The organism is Aeromonas sp. MTB, from assembly GCF_056632455.1.
The window spans coordinates 966,081-987,984 of the sequence record NZ_CP147026.1; the positions used below are offsets into that span (position 1 = coordinate 966,081).

Here is a 21,904-nt window from a genome sequence, read left to right on the forward strand (position 1 = left end):
GTCGATTAATAATCAGATGGATATCAGCGTATGGCGAGTATATTGGATTCCGTTGATCAACGAACTCAACTGGTGGGTGAAAACCGCCTCGAGTTGTTGATGTTTCGTCTCGGCACCCGTCAGATGTTCGCCATCAACGTCTTCAAGGTACGGGAAGTGGTCAAGTTGCCCCATCTGAGCAAGATGCCGGGCTCCCATCACAATATCAGCGGGGTGGCCAATATCCGCGGTACCTCGATCCCGGTGATCAACCTGCGCAGCGCCATCGGCATGCGTCCCATGCCCATCGACAGTGAATCCAACCTCATCATCACCGAGTACAACCGCACCATTCAGGGCTTTCTGGTGGGGCAGGTGGCCAACATCGTCAACATGACCTGGAAGGATATCCTGCCGCCACCGCGCTCTGCCGGGCGTGCCAACTACCTCACCGCCATCACCCGCATTCCCGAAGATGGAGTGGAGCAGATCGTCGAGATCATCGACGTGGAGAAGGTATTGGCGGAGATCATCACCTATGACATCCGCATCTCCGAAGAGGTGCTGGATCGGGAGATCCTGCCCGAGATGCATGGACGCAAAGTGCTGATCGTCGATGACTCCAGCACCGCCCGCAATCTGGTGCGCGAGACCCTGGGCCAGCTTGGGCTTGAGGTGATCGAGTGTCAGGATGGTTTACAGGCGCTGACCCTGCTCAAGGGGTGGTGCGATGCTGGCAAGAAGGTGACCGACGAGATCCTGCTGATGATCACCGATGCCGAAATGCCGGAGATGGACGGCTACCGCCTGACCCACGAGGTGCGTAGTGATCCGCGTATGTCCGATCTCTTTATCACCCTCAACACCTCCCTGAGCGGCAACTTCAACGAAGCCATGGTCAAGAAGGTGGGGTGCGACCGCTTTATCTCCAAATTCCAGCCCGATTTGCTGGTCGGCGTGGCCCAGGAGCGGCTGCGTCAGGTGCTGGAAAGCTGAGAAGCTGCCTGCCGGTTATGCTAAATCAATAACAACACATCCCGCTTCGGCGGGATGTGTTGTTATTGGGTATTGGCGATGGATAGGTTGAATCAAGGTGCCACGCAGAGATCGTCGACCATTCAAAACATCCGATTTTGGCGGGATTTTTTGTTATGGGATATTGGTGATAGACGGCGGGCTTATTGGCTGAGCAGCGGCTCCATAAAGCGGGCGACTTTATCGCGGATTTGTGGCTGGGCCGCCGGGGTGGGATGAATGCCATCGTTCATCATAAGTTCAGGGCGCAGCGCAATATCATCCATAAAGAAGGGCAGCAGGGGCAGATCGTTAGCCAGGGCCAACTCGGGAAAGATCTGTTCGAACTGGCGCAAATAGCGGGCACCATAGTTGCGGGGCAGCTGGATTTGGGTCAACACCACACGGGTCTGCTGCTCCTTGGCGAGCGCGATCATGCTGGCCAGATTCTGGCGGGTAATGGTCGGTGCGAAGCCGCGCAGGCCATCGTTGCCTCCCAGTTCGATCAGCAGCCAGTCCGGCTTGTGCTCCTTCAGCAGAGCGGGCAGACGGGCCAGCGCCCCCTGGGTCGTTTCACCGCTGATGCTGGCATTGAGCAGAGTGTGTTTGCCCCCCTCCTCCTGCCATTTCTGGTTGAGCAGGGCGGGCCAGCTCTGCTCAACCTGCATCTGATAGCCGGCGCTCAGGCTATCTCCCAGTACCAGCAGGGTCTGGGCCTGAGCCGACGAGAGCAGGCTGCCGAGGCCAACCAACAAGGCAAACAGAATACGTACCATCAATTCAACTCCCGCTATGGATTGTCATCAAGGGATTGGAACAAAGGATACAGAGCATGAGTTCAACCCCCATTATTGTCGTCAAGGGCCTCGGCAAATCGGTTCGCCTCGGCCAGGAAAGCCTCACCATCCTTGAAGGGATCGATCTGCAAGTCAATAGCGGCGAGACGGTGGCTCTGGTCGGCGCCTCCGGCTCCGGCAAGTCCACCCTGCTGGGACTGCTGGCCGGGCTCGATCTGCCGAGTCAGGGGGATATCGAAATCCTCGGCAAATCCTTGGGCGAGCTGGATGAGGAGGGGCGGGCCCGATTGCGCGCCGAGCAGATCGGCTTTGTGTTCCAGTCGTTCCTGCTGCTCCCGACCATGACGGCGCTGGAGAATGTGATGCTGCCCGCCGAGTTGCGCGGCGAGCGGGATTGCGAGCCAAGAGCCCGTGAACTGCTGGCGGCGGTCGGGCTTGGCGAGCGGTTGCACCATCTGCCGCCACGGCTCTCCGGCGGTGAGCAGCAGCGGGTGGCCATTGCCCGCGCCTTTATGACTCGTCCAAGCCTGCTGCTGGCGGACGAGCCGACCGGCAACCTCGACAGCAAGACCGGCGAGAAGGTGATCGAGCTGCTGTTTGAACTCAATCGAAAGCATGGCACCACGCTAGTGGTAGTGACTCATGACCATCAGTTGGCCGAGCGTTGCCAGCGGCAAGTGGTCATGACGGCGGGTCGGCTGGAGCGCGAGGTGCCCCATGATGTGGTGTAACGGGGTGAGCTGCGGGTCAGGTGGGAGATGCAAGGGATGATGCAGTGGCGATTGGGATGGCGACTGCTTCGCCGGGAAGGTTTCAGCGGCGAACTGCGCTGGTTTGTGCTGGCGCTAGCGCTTAGCGTGGCGTGCGTCTTGAGTGTGGCGCTGGTTGCGGATCGGCTCGATGCCGGACTCAAGGCGTCGGGCCGAGACTTTATCGGAGCGGATCGGGTGTTGCGCACTGCCGCTGCGCTGCCGGATGGCTGGCTGGCCCGAGCGAAACAGGATGGCTTGGCGGTGCAGACCACCGTCAGCTTCAACAGCATGCTGTTTCACGGTGATGCGTTGCAGCTTGCCTCCATTCGGGCGGTGCCCGACGGTTTCCCTTTCTACGGCAAGCTCATTCTGGAACCTGCCCGCGCCCCGGCTCCCGGCGAGATCTGGCTCTCCGCCCGGGTGATGCAGCTGCTCAAGGCCAAAACGGGGGATGAGCTGGAGGTGGGCAATACGGTGCTCAAGGTGGCAGGCCTGCTTGGCGAGGAGCCCGATCAGGGCTTCAGCCCCTTCCTGTTGGCGCCGCGTGCACTGATCCACAGTGCCGATATCGAAGCGACCGGCGCCCTGCTCCCCGGCAGCCGCCAGCAGTGGCGCTATCTGTTCAAGGGGCCGCGGGAATCGCTGGCCCGTTACGAACAGTGGCTGCTGCCGCAATTACAGGCCGGACAGAAGTGGATCAAACCGGATGACAGCGAATCCCAAGTGGGTCGCTCGCTGGCCAATGCCGAGCGTTTCTTCCGGCTTGCCTCGCTAAGCGGGGTGTTGCTGGGGGCGTTGGCGATGGGGATTGCGGTGCGCCACTTTGCCGAGCGCCAGACCAATATGGTGGCGCTGCTCAAGACCCTGGGGGCATCTCGTCGCTCGCTCTGGCAACTGATGGGAACCCTGCTGCTGTCGCTGACGCTGATTGGTGCGTTGCTGGGTCTGGTGGCGGGCACAGCCATGCAGTGGATCACCTTGCAGCTGCTGGGGGACCTGCTGCCGCCGGATCTGCCCCCCCCCTCCTGGCGCCCCTTTGCGCTGGGGGTGGCGGTGGCGCTCTTTATCACCCTGCTGCTCGCTTTTGTGCCTTTCTTGCGGCTGCTGAAAGTGCCGCCGCTGCGGGTATTGCGCCGGGAGCTGGAGGCGGGTATTCCCCCCTGGCTGGCCCTGCCGGTCGGCCTGTTCGGGCTGTTTGCGCTGGTCTGGGGCTTTACCGCCGATGTACGGCTGGCGCTGGGTCTGGTGGGGGGCATGGGCTTGCTGATGGGGCTGCTGGCCCTGCTGGCGGCGCTGATGTTGCGGCTGGGGGCAAGAGTGAGCGGGCCTCATGCCTTGCGGCTGGCGCTGGCCCACCTGTCGCGCGAGCGCAGCAGTGGCCTGTTCCAGCTGGCGGGCTTTGCGCTGGCATTGATGCTCTTTGGCTTGCTATGGGCGGCCCGGGTCGATCTGCTGGATGAGTTTTCGGCACGTCTTCCCGTCGATGCGCCCAACCGTTTTCTGGTCAATGTGGCCGAGAACGAGCGGGAGGGGATCCTGAGCGAGCTGGCGGCAGCCGGGGCCACCACTTCCGATTTCTATCCCATGGTGCGCGGCAGGCTGACCCATATCGCCGGTGAGGCGGTGGGCGAGGGGGCCAGCAGTGGTCGTGAAGGGGTCGATCGGGAGCTCAACTTCACTACCACGGCAACCCTGCCAATCGACAACAAGCTGGTGGCCGGTAAATGGCTTGCCGGGCCCGGCGAGGTGTCGGTGGATAGCGAGTTAGCCAAGCGACTCGATATCAAGCTGGGGGACATGCTCGCCTTTACCATCGAGGGGCGCAGCTTCGGCGCCAGGGTCACCAGTTTGCGCAGCATCAAGTGGGACAATATGCGCCCCAACTTCTACATGATCTTCTCCGAGGATCTGCTGGCACCCTTCTCCCGAACCTGGCTTGGTAGTTACCGATTGCCCGAGGCTGGGCGCTCTGCCGAGGTGGAGCTTATTCGCCGCCACCCCACGGTGAGTCTTATCGATGTGGATGACCTGATTGCGCGGCTCACTCAGGTATCGGAGCAGGTGAGCCGGGCACTGGCGTTGATGCTGGGGCTGGTGACAGTGGCGGCGCTCTTGGTGCTGCTGACCCAGACTCAGGCCAGCATGGCCCAGCGTCGGCGCGAGCTGTTGCTGATGCGTACCTTGGGCGCCAGCAGCGAACTACTGAAAAAGATGCTGCGCTGGGAGCTGGTGGCCAGTGGTGCGCTGGCGGGGCTCTGTGCCGCCATGGTGGTGGAGCTCTGCTCCTTTGGCCTGCAGTGGTGGTGGTTCGAGGGGCAGTGGCAGTTCCACTGGGCTATCTGGCTCGGCCTGCCGACGCTGGGGGCACTGCTGGTGACGCTGGCGGGGCAGGGGATGCAGCGCCAGCTGCTGGCTGGCACCCTGAGCGATCGGCTGCGGGGACTGGGTCAGGGGTTGTTGTAATCCCGCCAACGCGAGCCGATGCACACAAGGTGCAATAGCGCAGCCACAATAAACGAGCAGCCCGGCCATTGGCTGGGCTTCTTGTTATGCGAGGTGCTGACGAGCGGACGCCGCGAGCGGGTGTGAGTTAGCGGGGCTCGCGCAGCAGATTGGTGAGGGCACTCGGCAGCTCGGGATAGCTGAAGTGAAAACCGGCCTGTTGCAGCCGCGCTGGTATCACCTTTTGTCCAGTGAGTAGCAGATCTGCCGCTTCCCCCATCACCAGTTGCAACAGCGGCGCCGGGACGAAGAAGATGTGTGGACGGTGCAGCGTGGTGGCAAGGGTCTGGCTGAACTCCCGGTTGCTGACCGGATGAGGGGCAGTGCCGTTGAAGATGCCGCTGCACTCTTCGTGATCCAGCAAGAACAGCATGGCGCGCACCAGGTCCTGCACATGGATCCAGCTCATCATCTGGCTGCCCGATCCCATGGGGCCGCCGAGTCCGAGTCGGTAGGGAGGGAGCATTTTGGGCAGGGCGCCGCCATCCATGCCAAGCACCAGTCCGATCCGCACGATACAGACCCGGGTTTGGCGGCTCTGGGCTTCCTGCGCCAGGGTCTCCCACTGCTGGCAGAGCTGGTGGGTAAACTCGTCGTTGGGAGAACGGCACTGCTCGTCGAGGGTTTCGGTACCCTGTCTGCCATACCAGCCGATGGCGGAGGCGTTGATCAGCACCTTGGGCGGCGTGCTGGATAGCTTGATGAGATCCACCAGCTGCTCGGTCAACAGCCAGCGGCTATCGCAGAGCAGCTGTTTGCGCGACTCGCTCCAGCGTCCGGCGGCGATGGGTTCGCCGGCCAGATTGATCACCGCGTCCACGTCATTGAGGTCATCGAGCCGGTCGAGGTTATCCAATACCTTGATATCGTGACCGAGCAGGGAGTAGGCGCGGCTCCCCTGCCTGCTCAAGACCACGACCTCGTGATTGACCTTGAGATGGGCAACCAGCTTGCGGCCGATAAAGCCGGTTCCTCCGGTAATAAGAATCTTCATCGCTGCATGCTCCTGCTGCCGTTTGCTCAACTTTAATGGTGTGGCTTCCCTTCAACAAGTGAGACGTGCTTCGGGAGTTTTCTGTTTGACGTTTGTTAACTCTATCCTCTTCTTACGACATATTGTTGAACAATAGTTTGAATTGATTGATTTTTGTTGGGTGGACATTTGTTGAACAATCGCTATTATGGCGACCCTTTTCGCCTGTCCACCGAGGCTGTCACCCATTATCCGAGCATCAAAGAGGCCGCCATGCCATTTCGTCGTTTGAAACGTCGCCAGCTTTACTCGAGGATTTTGTTGGCGCTGCTGATGGGGGGCGGGATCCTGCTGCTGGGGGTTGTTGCCGTTATCTGGCAGACGGTGACGGAGACAGAGCGTGATGCCGATTCACGGTTGCAGCATGCCCGTGTGATGTTTGAGCGCTCCATCGGCCATGCCCGGCAGGCAGCCATCAATGTGAAGGGGATGCTTGGTCACTCGTGCAAGGAGGCGGCACAACTGCTGCGCGAACAGGTGGCCACGGTGCCTTATGTCCGTTCCGCCAATCTGGCTGTCGGCAGCCACATCTATTGCACCTCGCTCTATGGTGACTACGATGGCCCCTTCAATCCCGACCGCTATGTGGATGGCAGGTTGCAACTGCTGCCAGGCAATGAGGTCACACCGGATCGCCCCTTGATCGTGCTGCGTCATGAAACGGACAAGGGGAGTGTGCTGATCGGTGTAGATGGCTACTACCTGCGCAATACCCTGGAGATCTCCAGCAAGAACTCCCCGATGGCTCTGGTGGTGGGGCAGAGGGCTCTGTTTGGCTCAGGTCAGGTCGGGGCGGCGCCCTCTCCGACAGAAGAGGGTTATATTGCCCTCGCTTCGGCCGATTTCCCCTATCAGGTCGTCACCCGGGTCACGGTGCATGACTACTGGAGTCACGCATGGCGCTACTCCAGATATACCTTGTTCCTCTCTCCGCTGCTGGCGCTGCTGATTGGATTCGGCACCTTCAGGCTGATGGGGCGTAGCAGCTCACCAGCGGAGGAGCTCAAGCGGGCGTTGATCGAAGAGGAGTTTATCCCCTACCTGCAGCCGGTGGTCTCCGGTGAGGATGAGCAGTGGCGTGGCTGTGAGGTGCTGATGCGCTGGCAGCATCCCAAGCAGGGGATGATCTCGCCGGATCGCTTTATTCCGCTGGCGGAAGATAGCGGGCTTATCGTGCCCATGACCAGCCTGTTGATGGCCCAGGTGCGCGACCACTTCTCCCCTTATGCCCGCAAGCTGCCGGCAAAGTTTCATTTTTGCTTCAATATCAGCGCCAAGCACTTTCAGGATCTCGACCTGTTGGCTGACTGCAAGGCGTTTCTCGACGCGTTTAAGGACAATCCCGTTGATTTAGGGCTGGAGCTGACTGAGCGTGAACTGCTGGTGGCTGATGAGACAACGGCCCGGATGTTTGCCGAGTTGCGCAAACTGGGCGTGTTGATCTCTATCGATGATTTTGGCACCGGTCACTCCAGTCTCACCTATCTGCAACAGTTTCAGGTCGATGCAATCAAGATTGACCGGAGCTTTGTAGAGATGATCGGCACGGATGCACTCTCCAGTCATATCGTTGAAAACGTGATTGATCTGGCGAAGCGACTTGAATTGATCCTGATCGCGGAGGGGGTCGAGAAGCAGTCGCAGGCGGACTACCTGCGGGCGCGCCACGTTGACTATCTGCAAGGGTATCGTTACAGCCGCCCCATTCCGATGAAGCAGTTTTGCAAGACCCTGTTTGGCTGAACGGTTGAATGGGGAGCATAAAAAACCAGCGATCACTCGCTGGTTTTTTTGTTGATACGGTTTGGCTTGGGCGATCAGAGCATGCGCTGGAGGGCGCGGGCCAAGCGTTTGACCCCCTCCTCGATGGTCGCTTCATCGACGCAGGAGAAGCTCAGGCGCAGGGTGTTCTTGATCTCGGGTCGCACGTAGAAGGGGGCGCCGGGTACGAAGGCCACCTTCTCCTTGATCGCCTCGTCAAACAGCGCCATGGCACTGATGTGGGCTGGCAGGGTCAGCCAGAGGAACATACCCCCTTCCGGTCGGGTGTAGCTGACGCCGGGCGGGCAGTGACGGGCCAGCGCGGCCTCCATGGCGGCACGCTGGCGACCATAGACCTCTTTGATTTTCTCCAAGTGAGCGTCGAGGGAGTTGTCGGTCAGGAAGCGGTGCAGCACCTGCTGGCTGAAGGCGTTGCTGTGCAGATCGGTCGCCTGCTTGGCGATGGTCACCTTCTTGCGCAGCCACTCCGGCATCACCATCCAGCCCAGACGGAAGGCAGGCACCACGGTTTTCGAGAAAGAGCCGAGCAGCACGGTATTGTTTGGCGCCAGCTTGGCAATGGGGGGGAGATGCTCCCCTTCGAAGCGCAGCTCGCCGTAGGGATCATCTTCCACCATCAACAGCTCGTGGCGAACCAGCCGCTCGGCCAGTGCCTCGCGGTTGGAGCGGCTGTAGGAGACACCGCTCGGGTTCTGGAAGTTGGGCACGCCGTAGAGCAGTTTGGCATTGGATCCGCTTGCCAGCAGCGCATCCAGCGCTGCCAGGTCCAGTCCCTCTTCTTCCAGGGTGATCGGCTTGAAGGTGGGCTGGTAGACAGAAAAAGCCTGAATGGCGCCAAGGTAACCCGGCTCTTCGATGATGAGATCCTGACCCTCGTCGATCAGCACCTTGCCCAGCAGATCCAGCGCCTGCTGGGAGCCGCTGGTGATGAGGATGTTGTCCGGATTGATCTGCATGCCGTGGCGGGCCAGATAGCGGTCGGCAATATATTGGCGCAGCGGGGCGAAGCCCTCGGTCGCCGCATATTGCAGGGCGGCAGCCCCCTGTTCGCGCAGTACATCCTGACAGGCCTGATCGATCGCCTTGACCGGAAACAGGTGGGGATTGGGCAGGCCACCGGCGAAGGAGATGATCTCCGGATTGGCGGCAACTTTGAGGATTTCACGGATAAAGGAAGGTTCAACCTTCTCGAAGCGCTGGGCAAAAAACGGCTGCATAGACAATTCTCTCGGCATGTGGGCGGTCGCTCCATTCGACCGCCAGGTTATCCGTTTGTATCAGATTTCAGAAATGAGGCAATGATTGTCACAAAAATCGCCAAAAAAGGGCTGGAACGACTCTACTGCGGATTATATTAGACGGTTAGTCGGTGTGGTGATGCCAGTGAGGGAGCAGGGAAGTGGATGGCCGGAATATTTGTTGCGCGAAACACTTGCGCCTTGGGCCTATCTTGGGATAATTCGCTCCCCTGTTTTCGCGGGTCGATGAAATGCCGAGCCGCGAGCGGTCCCGCTCGGGATCGAACACAAGATGTATTACCCGGATTGATGAAATAACGAGACCATTATGCCTGTGACCCAAGATGTATTTAACGAAGACGGCAAGTTCATGCGCAAGATCCGCAGCTTTGTCCGTCGCGAAGGCCGCCTGACCAAAGGGCAGGAGAAGGCCCTGGAAGAGCTCTGGCCGGTCATGGGCATCGATTTCGAGCCAAAGCAGCTCGATCTGGTCGCACTGTTTGGCCGTGAAGCACCTGTGGTGCTGGAGATCGGCTTTGGCATGGGCGCCTCTCTGGTAGAGATGGCCAAGAATGCCCCCGAGAAGAACTTCATCGGCATTGAAGTGCACTCCCCGGGCGTGGGCGCCTGTCTGGGTACCGCTCAGGAAGCGGGTGTCACCAATCTGAAGGTGATCTGCCACGATGCGGTGGAAGTGCTGGAGCACATGATCCCGAACGGTTCACTCTCCTGCCTGCAGCTCTTCTTCCCGGATCCCTGGCACAAGAGCCGTCACCACAAGCGCCGCATCGTACAGCCTGCATTTGCCCAGGATATTCGCCAGAAGCTGGCCATCGGTGGCGTGTTCCACATGGCGACCGACTGGGAAAACTATGCCGAGCATATGCTGGAAGTGATGAGCGCCGCCGAGGGTTACGAGAACACCTCTTCCACCGGCAACTGGGTGCCTCGTCCGGACTGGCGTCCGCTGACCAAATTTGAACAACGTGGCCACCGTCTCGGCCACGGGGTTTGGGATCTGATTTTCAAGCGTGTCAGCTAAGCTGGCACGTCAACACACCTAGCGTATCAACTAACTTGAGGAGCTATCATGGCCAATCGTAGCCGCCGCCTGCGCAAGAAACTGCGCGTCGATGAATTCCAGGAAATGGGTTTCGACATCAGTTTCAACTTCCCGGTCGGCACTGCCGAAGAGACCATCGATGCGGTAGTCGATGCGATGATCGATGAGGTTGTTGAACCCCGTAAACTGGCTTTTGCCGGCTCCGGTCACCTGGCCTGGGAAGGGATGATCTGTACCCAGCAACTGGGCAAGTGTACCGAAGAAGACCGCGCCGCCGTCAAATCCTGGCTGGAAGGCAAGGGGATGGAAGCCGTGGTCGTTACCGAGCTGTTCGACCTCTGGTACGGTGAACCGGCCTGATACAAGGCTGCCGCATCTGGCGCCTTGTTGTGGGTAACTGAAAAATCCCGCCGCTGGCGGGATTTTTGTCAGTGGGGATGGGATCTCCACCGCTGTTTTAGTCATGGAATCGCTTATTGCTTATGGTGTTGTCATCCGAATTACTGGCCAGCATCCTTGAAGAGGTGCGCCCGTTGCTGGGACAAGGCAAGGTGGCCGACTACATTCCGGCACTGGCTCAGGTGCCTGCCGATCGGCTGGGTATCGCAGTCTGTACCGTCGAGGGGGAGCTGTTCACCGCCGGTGACGCTTTTGAACCCTTCTCCATCCAGAGTATCTCCAAGGCCCTGAGCCTGACCCTGGCACTCACCCTCTATCAGGAGGAGGAGATCTGGGCCCGTGTCGGCAAGGAGCCCTCCGGCCAGCCCTTCAACTCGCTGGTTCAGCTCGAGTTCGAGCAGGGGATCCCCCGCAACCCCTTTATCAATGCCGGGGCGCTGGTAGTGAGCGATCTGCTGGAGACCCGCCTCACTGCGCCCCGTCAGCGTACCCTCGAGCTTGTGCGCCGCCTTTCCGGCAATCCGGCCATCATGGCGGATCAGGTGGTAGCCCGCTCCGAATATCAACACTCTGCCCGCAACGCCGCCATCGCCTATCTGATGAAGGCCTATGGCAACTTCGAAAACGAAGTGGACAAGGTGCTGCAAAGCTACTTCAATGCCTGTGCCATCCGCATGAGCTGCGTCGATCTGGCGCGGGCATTCATCTATCTGGCCAACCGTGGTGTGCCACTGGGCGAGAGCGTGCCGCTGCTGCCCGCCCGTACCACCAAGCAGGTCAACGCCCTGCTCGCCACCTGCGGCCTCTATGACGAGGCGGGCGATTTTGCCTATCGGGTCGGCATGCCGGGCAAATCGGGTGTCGGCGGCGGTATCATCGCCCTGATCCCGGGCGAGCTCTGCGTCTGTGTCTGGTCGCCCGAGCTCAACAAAGCTGGCAACTCGCTGGCGGGCACGGCGGCGCTGGAGCTGCTGGCCGAGCGGCTGGGTCGCTCCATTTTTTAACCTTGTTCACTATGAATCGAGAAATCACCATGAAACGACATCTTCGCTTCCTGCAGGCCGCGCTGGCGACCTTACTGCTCTGGTGTGCCCTGCCCGCCGTGGCAGGGGAGTTGCCACCGCTCTCGCTGGCCGATGCCAAGGCCAAACAGGCTGTCATCCTGGATACCCGCGCCAGCTACTTCTATCAGGGGTGGCCGATGGAAGGGGAGAAGCAGGGCGGCCATGTGGTGGGCGCCGAGAACCTCTCTGCCGAGTGGAAATACAGCGATGAAGAGTGGCCAAAGGCGCTCGAGATCAAGGGGCTGAAGGCCGATCGTCCGGTTGCCCTCTACGGTGCGTCCCGCGAAGTGGCCGAGGTGGCCCGTCTGCTGCGCAAGCAGGGGATCAAGCAGCTGTTCGAGCTGCAAGGGTGGCAAGCCGCACCGCGCGAGTCGCTGGCACGCTGGCAGCAGCTGGTCTATCCGCGCTGGTTGGCGGATCTGCAAGAGGGCAAGCCGGTTGCCGCTGCGCCCAAGGGTGACTGGAAGCTGTTTGAAGTGGATTGGGGTTCACCCAAGGCCTACCTCATCAGCCACATCCCGGGGGCCGGTTATATCGATACCAACAGCCTCGAAGAGGAGCCGCTGTGGAACAAGGTCTCTGACGAAGCGCTCAAGAAGCTGCTGCTGGATAACGGCATCCGTCACGACACCACCGTCATCCTCTATGGTCGAAACACCATGGCGGCTGCCCGTGCCGCGCACCTGATGATGTATGCGGGGGTGAAAGATGTACGCCTGCTGGACGGTGGTCTGGATGCCTGGTTTATCCAGCATCTGCGCACCGAAACGGGTCTGCCCAACAAATATGAGCCGGTGAAGGAGTTTGGCGTGGCCATTCCCGCTCACCCCGAGTACTACACCACGCTAAGTCAGGCGAAAGAGCTGCTCAAGAAGCCCGATAGCGCGCTGGTCAGTGTGCGTACCTGGGACGAGTTTGTCGGCAACACCTCAGGTTACAGCTACATCAAGCCGAAGGGCGATATCCCGGGGGCCAAGTGGGGTCATGGTGGCGTCGATGCCAACAGCATGAGCGACTTCCACAACCCGGACGGCACCATGAAGCCGGCCCGCGAGATCCTCGCCATGTGGGACCAGTGGGACATCGAGCCAACCCAGCAGGCGGCGTTCTACTGCGGTACCGGCTGGCGCGCCTCCGAGGCCTTCTTCTACGCCTGGCTGATGGACTGGAAACAGATCAGCGTCTACGACGGTGGTTGGTACGAGTGGAGTTCCGATCCCAAGAACCCGACCGTGACCGGTGAGCGTCAGCCTGCCAAGTCATGATTGCGCATTTGCGCTTGAAAGAAGAGGCCGGACAGATGTCCGGCCTTTTTCATTGCGCTCGCCACCCGGCCAGATAACTAGGCTAAGTCGCTGATTATTGACGGCGATCCCGCTTTGCTCATCCCGCCATCCCGTGCCGTGCGATTGAACTAGGCTTCAAGAAACATCCTCGTTGTGAGGATGATCGCAGAAGAGGCCGCAATGAAAAAACTGATGATGATCCTGGTGTGTGCCCTGGGGCTGGTGGCATGCAGCTCCCAATACATCATGAGCACCAAGGATGGCAAGATGATCACCACAGAGAGCAAACCCAAGCTGGACGAGAGCACCGGCATGTATCGCTATTACGATCATGAAGGGCGCGAGGTAATGATCAAGAAAGATGACGTGACCCAAATCATGGAGCGCTAAGCGCTCTCTTGCCGCAAGGGCCGCTATCTGCGGCTCTTCTCTTTTTGCCGAAAAGTCGTGCTGTTTTCTCTGTTTATCCCCGCACATTCGCAGCAAATTCAGCCGTGATACAGCTTCCGTTATGGTTTAACCCTTATCATCACACTCCATTTTTTATTGGAGGTGTTATGTCCTTGATGTCTATCTGGAATTCCCGTTTTTCTGCACGCAGCTTGCTGGGTGGTGTCTTGCTGGTGGTGGCGTCAGCCAGCCATGCCGGTGACGATCAGTTCACGCTGGGGCGGACTATTTTGCTGGGAGCCGGTGATCATGGTGCGACAATTCCTTTGGTGGTTTGCCGTCAGACCAAATATATCAAGGTGAAGGCGGAGCGTGATTTGACCCTGGATCGGGTGGTGGTGACCTATGGTGGTGATCGTACCAAGACCATTCGTTTCGATCGGGAAATGAGCAGTGATAAAGAGACCGAGTGGAAATCACTGGGCTCGCGCCGTTGTGTGAAAAAAATCGAAGTGTACGGTAATTCAGAGCGCAGCAAAGCGGGCGTAAAAGTATTTGGCCGCAAATAATTGATGCGGTTTCTCTGCGCAGACAGATGAGTTAAAAATAATGGCGAGCCGTGGCTCGCCATTATTTTTTATGGTCGGGTTCGCTATTTTTTCGGCCTAAATGGCTTGATGACAGTTTCATCGCACTCGAGATACGGCCCTTCCATCAAATCGATGCAGTAGGGGATGGCAGGGAAAACTGCATCCAGACATTCGCGGATTGATTTGGGCTTGCCCGGCAGATTGACGATCAGGGTATCGTCGCGCAGTCCGGCAGTCTGGCGCGATAGAATAGCAGTCGGCACAAACTTGAGGGATTCGGCCCGCATCAGCTCGCCAAAGCCCGGCATCATGCGATCACATACCGCCTCGGTCGCTTCCGGCGTGACATCCCGCTTGGCCGGGCCGGTGCCGCCTGTGGTGACGATAAGGCAACACTGCTCTTCATCCGCCAGCCGGATCAGGGTCGCTTCAATCTGCTCCTGCTCATCGGGGATCACCTGATAGACAGGTTCCCACTCCGAGGTCAGATAGGCGTTCAGGGTGTCGATGATGGCCTTGCCGGAGAGGTCTTCATAGATGCCCGCGCTGGCGCGATCGCTGACGGTGACGATACCGATTTTTGCCTTGCTCATGGTCTGCTCTTGAATGTCCGATAAAAGTGGCAATTAAAATAACATAATCAGTGAGATATGTTAAACCGTCAGGAGATGACGCGGGTCGGTGAGGGAAGAATAAAGTGTCGAATGAAGCAAAATAAGGCCACCCGGATTTTTATTTGCAATAAAAAACAGAAAATCACAACCTAAAATGTATAAGTGTTTTATCTCGCCTGAATTAAAAACAATCGCTTGTTTCCAAACACAATTAAAATAGATAGACACCCTCGTAGTGACCATTGTCCGGTTTAGTCCCCAGTGGATGGATTGAACCCTTTTTCGCCGCATCGTATATACAGATTTATATGGCTGGGACGTGATGGTGTGGTACCGCAGTGTGTTGCCAGCAATAGTCGCCAAGGAGGGCATATGGAGTTGCCTGATTTTGACACCCTGAAGGCGTTGGCTGCGAGTGAGCCCTCCCGGCTGGATGCGATTCTGGAGCAGCAGATCGACCAGTTGATGGCCCGAGCGAGCCCCGATCAGCAGCGCCGTCTGCGCGGGCTGCAGTTCAAGATTGATGGTCAGCGCCGTCTGGCGAAAAACAATCTTGATAGCTGTATCCGGATTACCAACATGATGCGGGAATCTTTTTATTTGATGCGCAGCGAAATGAGCCAGTTCAGAGAAGAGGGGGACCCTCCGCCTGAAAGCGATGGCAGTGGTAAAATAATCCGTCTGGCGGACTATCGACGTCGTAAATAATCTGCAATAACCCCCTTGAATGATATTTCAGCCAAATCGGTGAGGCCATAATAAAGGGGATTCCTGGCGACCTGATTGTTATGGTTTTTAATGTTAGTCGTAATGTATTTGTGATGTAATTTCTTTTCTCCTTCTTGTAATAACTAATTAGTCAGGTTGTGATAGGGGTGGATGAATAACAGTAAAAGTTAGGCTAATATGGCCGAAATTTTTATTGCTACGACTCGAAGGGATTATGAGAAGTATCACACCAAGACGGGTGTTGTCGCGGGAGCAACAGACAGAGATCACCCGCATTATCGTCAAGGTGGGTCAGATGTTGGCCCAGTTCGGGGCGGAGAGCCGGATCATCGAGCAGACCACGGTGCGGTTGGGGATGGCGCTGGGGCTGGAGAGTGTCGAGATGGCCATCTCTTCCAGTGCCATCGTGCTCACCAGCCTCTATCAGGGGGGCTGTGTTACCACTACCCGGCGGGTGCGCGAACATGGCATCAATATGCAGGTGGTGTGCGAGATCCAGCGGATCTGCATCATGGCGGAAAAAGAGCTGATCGGTGCCCGTGAAGTGCGCCAGCGCCTCGAAGCCATCGTCCCTTTCCACTATCACCCCTGGTTGGTGGTCCCCATGGTGGGGCTCTCCTGTGGTGCCTTTAGCCTACTGTTTGGCGGTGACTGGCCCATCTTCCTGGTGACCTGCTTCTCATCTGCCGTGGCGATGCGGGTGCGCCAGCTGATGGCTCGCCATCACCACAGCCCGCTCATCAACTTTGCCGCCACCGGCTTTATTGCCACCCTGCTCTCCTCCAGCGCCACCTTCTTCAACTGGGGTGACCAGCCCTATCTCGCCATGGCGGCCAGCGTGCTGCTGCTGGTGCCGGGCTTTCCGCTGATCAATGCGGTCTCCGATATGGTGAAGGGCTACTTCAACATGGGGCTGGCCCGCTGGGGGACTGCGACCCTGCTGACCATCAGCGCCGCCATAGGTATCATTTTGGCCATGTCGGTCACCGGGATCTGGGGGTGGAAGGTATGAAGGCTGTCGACTCTGTATCGGCCAGCAGGAACGGGGTTGCCCTGCTCACCATCAGCGCACGGATCAATACCGGCATCATTCTCGCCATGTCGGTCACGGGGATCTGGGGGTGGAAAGTATGATGGATTTGCTCTGGCTACTGGCCAAGGATGCTTTCTGGTCCTCCATTCCGGCGGTGGGGTTTGCCATGCTGTTCAACGTGCCACCACGGATGCTGAAGTATTGCGCCATGGGCGGCGCGCTGGCCCACAGCTTACGTACCCTGCTGATCCACTATGGTATGCCCATCGAGTGGGCGACGCTGGCGGCGGCTACCACGGTCGGCTTTGTCTGCGTCTACTGGTCGCGCCGTCTGCTGGCGCCGCGTCCGGTGTTCAGCGTTGCCTCCATCATTCCGATGATCCCGGGCAGTTATGCGTTCAAGACCATGATTGCGGTGGTAGAGCTCAACATCAACGGCGTGACCATGGAGTTGATCCAGAGTGCGGTGGAGAACGGCCTCAAGGCGCTCTTTATCGTCGGTGCCCTCAGTTTCGGTTTGGCTATTCCGTCTCTGGTCGTGTATCGTAACCGCCCCATTATATGAATGGTGAAGTGAGATACTGATACCGTGAAGATTTCTATGATTGCTGCCCTCGCGAAAAAGCAGGTGATCGGCAAGAATAACCTGATGCCCTGGCATATGCCTGCTGACTTGGCCCACTTCAAGCGTGTCACCCTCGGTAAACCGGTATTGATGGGGCGCAAAACCTTCGAATCCATCGGTCGACCGCTGCCCGGACGGCGCAATCTGGTGATCAGCCGCAATCCCGACTATCAGGCTGAGGGCATTGAGGTGGTGGGCTCCGTCGAGGCGGCGCTGGCGCTGTTGGCAGGCAGCTCGGTGGAGGAGTTGATGGTGATCGGTGGTGGTCATCTCTATGCCGAGATGTTGCCGAGCGCGGATTGTCTCTACCTGACCCGCATCGATCTGGCGGTGGAGGGGGATACCCGCTTCCCTGCTTTTGACGATGGTCAGTGGCAACGCGTTGATTGCGAGAGCCACCCTGCCGATGAGAAGAACCCGCACCCCTATAGCTTCGAGACCTGGCAGCGCCGCTGACGGACGAATGCCAATGGGCAAATAACAGCAAGGGCATCTTCGGATGCCCTTGTTGTTTTGTTGGGTTTTCAAGACGGGATTAGATGCCTGAGCCGTCGTTCTCGCCATTTTCCTCGTGCAAACCGCACTCGCGCTTGAGGCCGAAGAAGCGGGTCTGCTCCTCGCTCATGCCCGGCTCCCACTTGGCGGTGGTGTGGACATCGCCCACCGAGAGATAACCCTGCTCCCACAGCGGGTGGTAGGGGAGGTCGAACTCCTTGAAGTAGTAGAAGACATCCTTGTTGCTCCAGTCGATCACCGGCAGGAACTTGAAGCGGCCGCGCTGGATGCCGAGCACCGGCAGCTTGCCACGGCTGCCGGACTGCTCCCGGCGCAGGCCGGAGAACCAGGTCTGGGCCCCCAGCTCACGCAGGGCGCGGTCCATCGGCTCCACCTTGTTGAGCTGGTTGTAGCGGGTGATCCCCTCCACCCCCTGCTCCCACAGGAGGCCAAATCGCGCCTCCTGCCAGGCCGGTGACAACGCGGCCTTGTATATCTTCAGGTTGAGTGCGAGGCGCTCGGTCAGCTCGTCGATGAAACGGTAGGTCTCCGGGAAGAGATAACCGGTATCGGTCAGCACTACCGGCACGTCGGCCCGCTCGCGGCTTACCAGATGGAGCATCAGCGCCGCCTGAATGCCGAAGCTGGATGAGAGCACATGCTCCCCCGGCAGATTTGCCAGGGCCCAGCGCACCCGCTCGGGGGCACTCATGGGATCCAGCTCCCGGTTGAGGGGCGCGAGTGCCTCGACTTGCTCCTCACGGCCGAGGGCCAGCAGTGCCTGCAGGTCAAGGCGGCCATCTTCAGTGACATTAAGCGGCAGATTAAGCGGCATAGAAGTCCCTCGCAGAGTCGATAACGGGGGCAATCACCCCAACCCGGATCACGAAGTCGCCGAAGCACTCACCCTGATTGCGCTCGGTGGCCCAGCGGCCGATCAGCGCGTCCAGTTCGGCCAGGATCTGCGGCTCGGTGATGTTCTCCTGATAGAGGCGCGGAATGCGGGTGCCCTCCAGGTTGCCCCCCAGATGCAGGTTGTAGCGGCCGGGCGCCTTGCCCACCAGACCCACTTCTGCCAGCATGGCGCGGCCGCAGCCGTTGGGGCAACCGGTGACCCGGAAGATGATGGCGTCATCGGCGAGATCGTGCTTGGCCAGCAGCCCTTCGATGTCGGTGACAAAGGCGGGCAGCATGCGCTCGGCCTCGGCCATCGCCAGCGGGCAGGTGGGCAGGGCTACACAAGCCATGGACTGCTTGCGCTGCTCGCTTACGCCGTCATCCAGCAGGCCGTATTGGCGTGCCAGCCCTTCGATGCTGGCTTTTTCGCTGGCAGGTACCCCGGCGATGATCAGGTTCTGGTTGGCGGTCAGGCGAAAATCCCCCTGATGCACCTTGGCGATCTCCAGCATGCCGGTTTTGAGCGGCTTGCCCGGGAAGTCCAGCAGGCGGCCATTTTCGATAAACAGGGTGAGGTGGTGCTTGCCGTCGATCCCCTCGACCCAACCGAAGCGATCGCCACGGCTGGTGAACTCATAGGGGCGAACCGGCCCGAACTGGATGCCAGCGCGGCTCTCCACCTCGGCCTTGAAGGCTTCGACGCCAACCCGTTCAAGGGTGTACTTGGTCTTGGCGTTCTTGCGGTTGACCCGGTTGCCCCAGTCGCGCTGGGTGCTGACCACGGCGGCCGCCACCTCCAGCACGTGAGAGAGCGGAATAAAGCCAAAGTCGCTCGCCTTGCGCGGGTAGGTGGTGGTGTCGCCGTGGGTCATGGCGAGGCCACCGCCCACCAGCACGTTGAAGCCTACCAGCTTGCCACCTTCGGCAATCGCCACGAAGTTGAGATCGTTGGCGTGGATATCCACGTCGTTGTGAGGCGGGATCACCACGGTCGTCTTGAATTTGCGCGGCAGGTAGTTGGACCCCAGGATCGGCTCCTCATCCTGCCCCAGTTTTTCACCGTCCAGCCAGATTTCCACGTAGGCGCGGGTCTTGGGCAGCAGGTGCTCGGAGATCTTCTTGGCCCACTCGTAGGCCTCCTGATGCAGCTCGGACTCCACCGGGTTGCTGGTGCAGAGCACGTTGCGGTTCACATCGCCGGCGGTGGCGATGGAATCGATGCCGGTGCTGTTGAGGGTCTGGTGCATCAGCTTGATGTCGCGCTTCAATACCCCGTGGAACTGGAAGGTCTGACGGGTGGTCAGGCGGATGCTGCCGTAGAGGCTGTGCTCTTCGGCGAACTTGTCGATGATCTGCCACTGGGCCGGGGTGATGATCCCACCCGGCAGGCGGGCACGCAGCATGACGTTGTGCAGCGGCTCCAGCTTCTGGGCGGCGCGCTCCGGGCGGATGTCGCGGTCATCCTGCTGGTACATGCCGTGAAAGCGGATCAGCTGGAAGTTGTCGCCGTTAAAGCCGCCGGTGAGCGGGTCCTGCAGATCTTGCTCTATGGTGCCGCGCAGGAAGTTGCTCTCGCGCTTGAGGCGCTCGTTGTCGGCCAGCGGCCCTTCGACCGGTCCCGCTTTTGGGTGAGAAAGAGGTTGTTTGCTCATCAATAGACATCCCTTTGATAACGTTTGGCACGACGCAATTCGCTCAAATACTCTTCTGCTTCCTCACGGCTCTTGTGGCCGTGTTCGGCAATTACATCCAGCAGGGCCTCCTGCACATCCTTGGCCATTTTGTTGGCGTCGCCACACACATAGAAGTGAGCGCCTGCTTCCAGCCACTGGTAGAGCTCAAGCCCTGCCTCGCGCAGGCGGTCCTGCACATAGATCTTGTTGGCCTGATCCCGGCTGAAGGCTAGCGAGATCTTCGACAGCAGCCCCGATTTCACATAACGCTGCCACTCCACCTGATAGAGGAAATCCTGGGTAAAGTGGGGGTTGCCGAAGAAGAGCCAGTTCTTGCCTTCTGCGCCCTGAGCTTCCCGCTCCTGCATAAAGGCACGAAACGGGGCGATGCCGGTGCCCGGACCCACCATGATGACGGGGGTATCTGGGTTGGCAGGCAGGCGGAAGTTGTCGTTGTGCTCCACGAATACCCGCACCTCGCCATCCTCAATCAGCCGATCCGCCAGATAGGAGGAGGCTGCGCCAGAGCGCACTGTGCCATCTTCCTGCGGGTAGCGCACCACGCCGACGGTCAGGTGCACCTCCTCTTCCACCTCGCTCTGGGCGGAGGCGATGGAGTAGAGGCGCGGGGTGAGGGGGCGCAGCAGGCTGACCAGCTGCTCGGCCGTGAGGGCGGTCGGGAAGCGTTTCAGTACATCCACCACCTGAGCGGAGGCCACCAGTGCATTGACCTGGGCCTTGTCGCCTGCCAGATCTTTCAGCGCTGCGTTGTCCGATATGTCAGCGAGTCCTGTGATAAAGCCGCCGTACAGCCGGGTCAGTTCGAAGTGACTGGTCAGTGCGGCGCGCAAGGTGCCCTGGGCCGTGGCTTCATCGCCAGAGAGGCCGGTCAGGGCCAGCACTTCACCCACCAGTTCGGCGTCATTGTCGAACCAGACACCGAGGGCATCCCCCGGCTGATAGGTGAGGCCGGAGTCGGCCAGATTGATCTCTATATGGCGGATATCCTTGGTGGAATCCCGGCCGGTGATCTTCTGATTGACCGACAGGCGGGCAGGGAAGGGGTTCTCCTTGCTGTACTGGTTGTGGCCAACCGCCTGCTGCACCGCGCTGGTCACGCTGCTGCTGGCCACACCGGTAGAGAGGGTCGCGGCAATGGCGTTGAGCGCCTGTTCGCCCCACGACTTGGCTGCATCCTGATAATCCACATCGAGGCTGGCGAGCTCATAAATGCGCTCGGCCCCAGCGGTGGCGAGGAAGTTGTCAAAATCTTTGCCGGTCTGGCAGAAAAATTCGTAGGAGCTGTCACCCAGCCCCAGTACCGCGAACTTGAGCCCGTCCAGCTTGCCAAGCTTGCCTTTTTTAAGTTGCTCGAACAGATCGACGGCGCTTTCAGGTGGTTCACCCTCCCCGTAAGTGCTCACTACCACCAGCAGGTGACTCTCTTTCTTGAGCTGCTTGGGTTTGTAGTCGGCCATCGACGCTAGGGTGACGGGTAGGCCGCGGGCCTCGGCCTGCGCCTTGATGGCAGTGGCGACCCCTTTGGCGTTGCCTGTCTGGGAGCCGTAGAGAATGGTCAGGCTGCCGCTGGGCGCAGCCACGGCGGCGCTGGCAGCAACGTTCTGGTGACCGCTCTGGGAGAGGCCGTAGAGATATCCGCTCACCCAGGCCAGTTGCTGGGTATTGAGGGTCGAGAGTACCTGGCCCAGCTGACGTTGCTGCTCGTCAGAGAGAGGGGAGAGGTTGAATGGGGAATCCTTCAATTGCATCACACGCGTCTTCCATGGTCTGATTTTTGGCCAGATTAAAGGGCGTGTTGGATAACAACAAAGAATAAAAATGTCTTCTTTATTCTATTAATGCATTAAAGGGGCAGAGGTACGCCTGTTCCCGCAGCAAAAGAGGGGCGTGGTATAAAGGGCGTTAAATGAGAGCCACTTGATAACACA

22 protein-coding genes are annotated in these 21,904 nt (G+C 59.3%); 15 read left to right on the forward strand and 7 right to left on the reverse strand.

The features are described from left to right. Positions 1-30: 30 nt before the first annotated feature. On the forward strand, positions 31-975 hold the full coding sequence (locus WBR25_RS04515) for a chemotaxis protein CheV (RefSeq protein ID WP_005362471.1): 945 nt from the start codon (positions 31-33) through the stop codon (positions 973-975). Positions 976-1,157: 182 nt separating this feature from the next. Here the strand turns inward: WBR25_RS04515 and WBR25_RS04520 are convergent, their stop codons facing one another. Then, positions 1,158-1,769, reverse strand: coding sequence for an arylesterase (locus tag WBR25_RS04520; protein WP_479749478.1), 612 nt, complete (start codon positions 1,767-1,769; stop codon positions 1,158-1,160). 56 nt (positions 1,770-1,825) lie between these two features. On the opposite strand from WBR25_RS04520, the gene WBR25_RS04525 reads away from it, so the two are divergent. Further along, entirely contained in the window at positions 1,826-2,521 is a 696-nt protein-coding gene (locus tag WBR25_RS04525) for an ABC transporter ATP-binding protein (RefSeq protein ID WP_139410242.1), read from the forward strand. Positions 2,522-2,557: 36 nt separating this feature from the next. Further along, a complete protein-coding gene (locus tag WBR25_RS04530; RefSeq protein WP_479749879.1) occupies positions 2,558-5,005 on the forward strand; it encodes an ABC transporter permease in 2,448 nt (815 codons plus the stop codon). Positions 5,006-5,132: 127 nt separating this feature from the next. Here WBR25_RS04530 and WBR25_RS04535 read toward each other — a convergent pair whose 3' ends face one another. Further along, entirely contained in the window at positions 5,133-6,038 is a 906-nt protein-coding gene (locus WBR25_RS04535; protein ID WP_201942380.1) for a TIGR01777 family oxidoreductase, read from the reverse strand. 252 nt (positions 6,039-6,290) lie between these two features. On the opposite strand from WBR25_RS04535, the gene WBR25_RS04540 reads away from it, so the two are divergent. Then, positions 6,291-7,820, forward strand: coding sequence for an EAL domain-containing protein (locus WBR25_RS04540; RefSeq protein ID WP_279463677.1), 1,530 nt, complete (start codon positions 6,291-6,293; stop codon positions 7,818-7,820). A 74-nt stretch (positions 7,821-7,894) separates the two neighbouring features. Here WBR25_RS04540 and WBR25_RS04545 read toward each other — a convergent pair whose 3' ends face one another. After that, entirely contained in the window at positions 7,895-9,076 is a 1,182-nt protein-coding gene (locus tag WBR25_RS04545; protein WP_157162072.1) for an aminotransferase-like domain-containing protein, read from the reverse strand. Between the two features lie 349 nt (positions 9,077-9,425). Here WBR25_RS04545 and trmB point away from each other — a divergent pair, with 349 nt between their 5' ends. The 6 genes from trmB to WBR25_RS04575 all read left to right on the forward strand — a co-directional run bounded on the left by trmB (position 9,426) and on the right by WBR25_RS04575 (position 13,868). Then, entirely contained in the window at positions 9,426-10,139 is a 714-nt protein-coding gene (gene trmB / locus WBR25_RS04550) for a tRNA (guanosine(46)-N7)-methyltransferase TrmB (RefSeq protein ID WP_124928700.1), read from the forward strand. A gap of 48 nt (positions 10,140-10,187) precedes the next feature. Next, positions 10,188-10,520: a YggL family protein gene (locus WBR25_RS04555; RefSeq protein WP_005348158.1), complete on the forward strand. Its 333-nt coding sequence runs from the start codon at positions 10,188-10,190 to the stop codon at positions 10,518-10,520. Positions 10,521-10,642: 122 nt separating this feature from the next. Continuing rightward, complete coding sequence (glsB, locus tag WBR25_RS04560; RefSeq protein ID WP_005348151.1) at positions 10,643-11,563, forward strand: glutaminase B; 921 nt, start codon at positions 10,643-10,645, stop codon at positions 11,561-11,563. 29 nt (positions 11,564-11,592) lie between these two features. After that, a complete protein-coding gene (locus WBR25_RS04565; RefSeq protein ID WP_479749479.1) occupies positions 11,593-12,888 on the forward strand; it encodes a sulfurtransferase in 1,296 nt (431 codons plus the stop codon). Between the two features lie 201 nt (positions 12,889-13,089). Beyond that, a complete protein-coding gene (locus tag WBR25_RS04570; protein ID WP_005335219.1) occupies positions 13,090-13,299 on the forward strand; it encodes a YgdI/YgdR family lipoprotein in 210 nt (69 codons plus the stop codon). Positions 13,300-13,466: 167 nt separating this feature from the next. Then, positions 13,467-13,868 (forward strand): DUF2541 family protein, encoded by a 402-nt coding sequence (locus tag WBR25_RS04575; RefSeq protein WP_040066783.1) that lies wholly within the window; start codon positions 13,467-13,469, stop codon positions 13,866-13,868. A gap of 83 nt (positions 13,869-13,951) precedes the next feature. Here the strand turns inward: WBR25_RS04575 and mog are convergent, their stop codons facing one another. Next, on the reverse strand, positions 13,952-14,482 hold the full coding sequence (mog, locus tag WBR25_RS04580) for a molybdopterin adenylyltransferase (protein ID WP_005348144.1): 531 nt from the start codon (positions 14,480-14,482) through the stop codon (positions 13,952-13,954). 393 nt (positions 14,483-14,875) lie between these two features. Between mog and WBR25_RS04585 the strand changes: the two genes are divergently transcribed. The 5 genes from WBR25_RS04585 to folA all read left to right on the forward strand — a co-directional run bounded on the left by WBR25_RS04585 (position 14,876) and on the right by folA (position 17,346). Continuing rightward, positions 14,876-15,211, forward strand: a complete 336-nt coding sequence (locus WBR25_RS04585; RefSeq protein WP_201932310.1) for a DUF3135 domain-containing protein — start codon at positions 14,876-14,878, stop codon at positions 15,209-15,211. Between the two features lie 235 nt (positions 15,212-15,446). Next, positions 15,447-16,244: a threonine/serine exporter family protein gene (locus tag WBR25_RS04590; protein ID WP_005348133.1), complete on the forward strand. Its 798-nt coding sequence runs from the start codon at positions 15,447-15,449 to the stop codon at positions 16,242-16,244. After that, the gene (locus WBR25_RS04595) at positions 16,241-16,366 is read left to right on the forward strand and encodes a hypothetical protein (protein WP_479749480.1); all 126 of its coding nucleotides are present in this window, start codon (positions 16,241-16,243) and stop codon (positions 16,364-16,366) included. The genes WBR25_RS04590 and WBR25_RS04595 overlap by 4 nt, the downstream gene beginning before the upstream one ends. Then, positions 16,363-16,830 (forward strand): threonine/serine exporter family protein, encoded by a 468-nt coding sequence (locus WBR25_RS04600; protein WP_026035076.1) that lies wholly within the window; start codon positions 16,363-16,365, stop codon positions 16,828-16,830. Before WBR25_RS04595 ends, WBR25_RS04600 begins: the two co-directional genes overlap by 4 nt. A 24-nt stretch (positions 16,831-16,854) precedes the next feature. Further along, positions 16,855-17,346, forward strand: coding sequence for a type 3 dihydrofolate reductase (folA, locus tag WBR25_RS04605; RefSeq protein WP_041234339.1), 492 nt, complete (start codon positions 16,855-16,857; stop codon positions 17,344-17,346). 79 nt (positions 17,347-17,425) lie between these two features. On the opposite strand, the gene WBR25_RS04610 is transcribed toward folA, so the two are convergent. Genes WBR25_RS04610 through WBR25_RS04620 form a run of 3 tightly spaced genes read right to left on the reverse strand, consistent with a single transcriptional unit; the run spans position 17,426 to position 21,724 of the window. Continuing rightward, positions 17,426-18,220 (reverse strand): phosphoadenylyl-sulfate reductase, encoded by a 795-nt coding sequence (locus WBR25_RS04610; protein WP_479749481.1) that lies wholly within the window; start codon positions 18,218-18,220, stop codon positions 17,426-17,428. Then, positions 18,210-19,934 carry an assimilatory sulfite reductase (NADPH) hemoprotein subunit gene (cysI, locus tag WBR25_RS04615; protein WP_479749482.1) on the reverse strand — a complete coding sequence of 575 codons (1,725 nt, stop codon included), beginning with the start codon at positions 19,932-19,934 and terminating at the stop codon, positions 18,210-18,212. Before cysI ends, WBR25_RS04610 begins: the two co-directional genes overlap by 11 nt. Continuing rightward, positions 19,934-21,724: an assimilatory sulfite reductase (NADPH) flavoprotein subunit gene (locus WBR25_RS04620; RefSeq protein WP_479749483.1), complete on the reverse strand. Its 1,791-nt coding sequence runs from the start codon at positions 21,722-21,724 to the stop codon at positions 19,934-19,936. Before WBR25_RS04620 ends, cysI begins: the two co-directional genes overlap by 1 nt. Between the last annotated feature and the right edge of the window lie 180 nt (positions 21,725-21,904).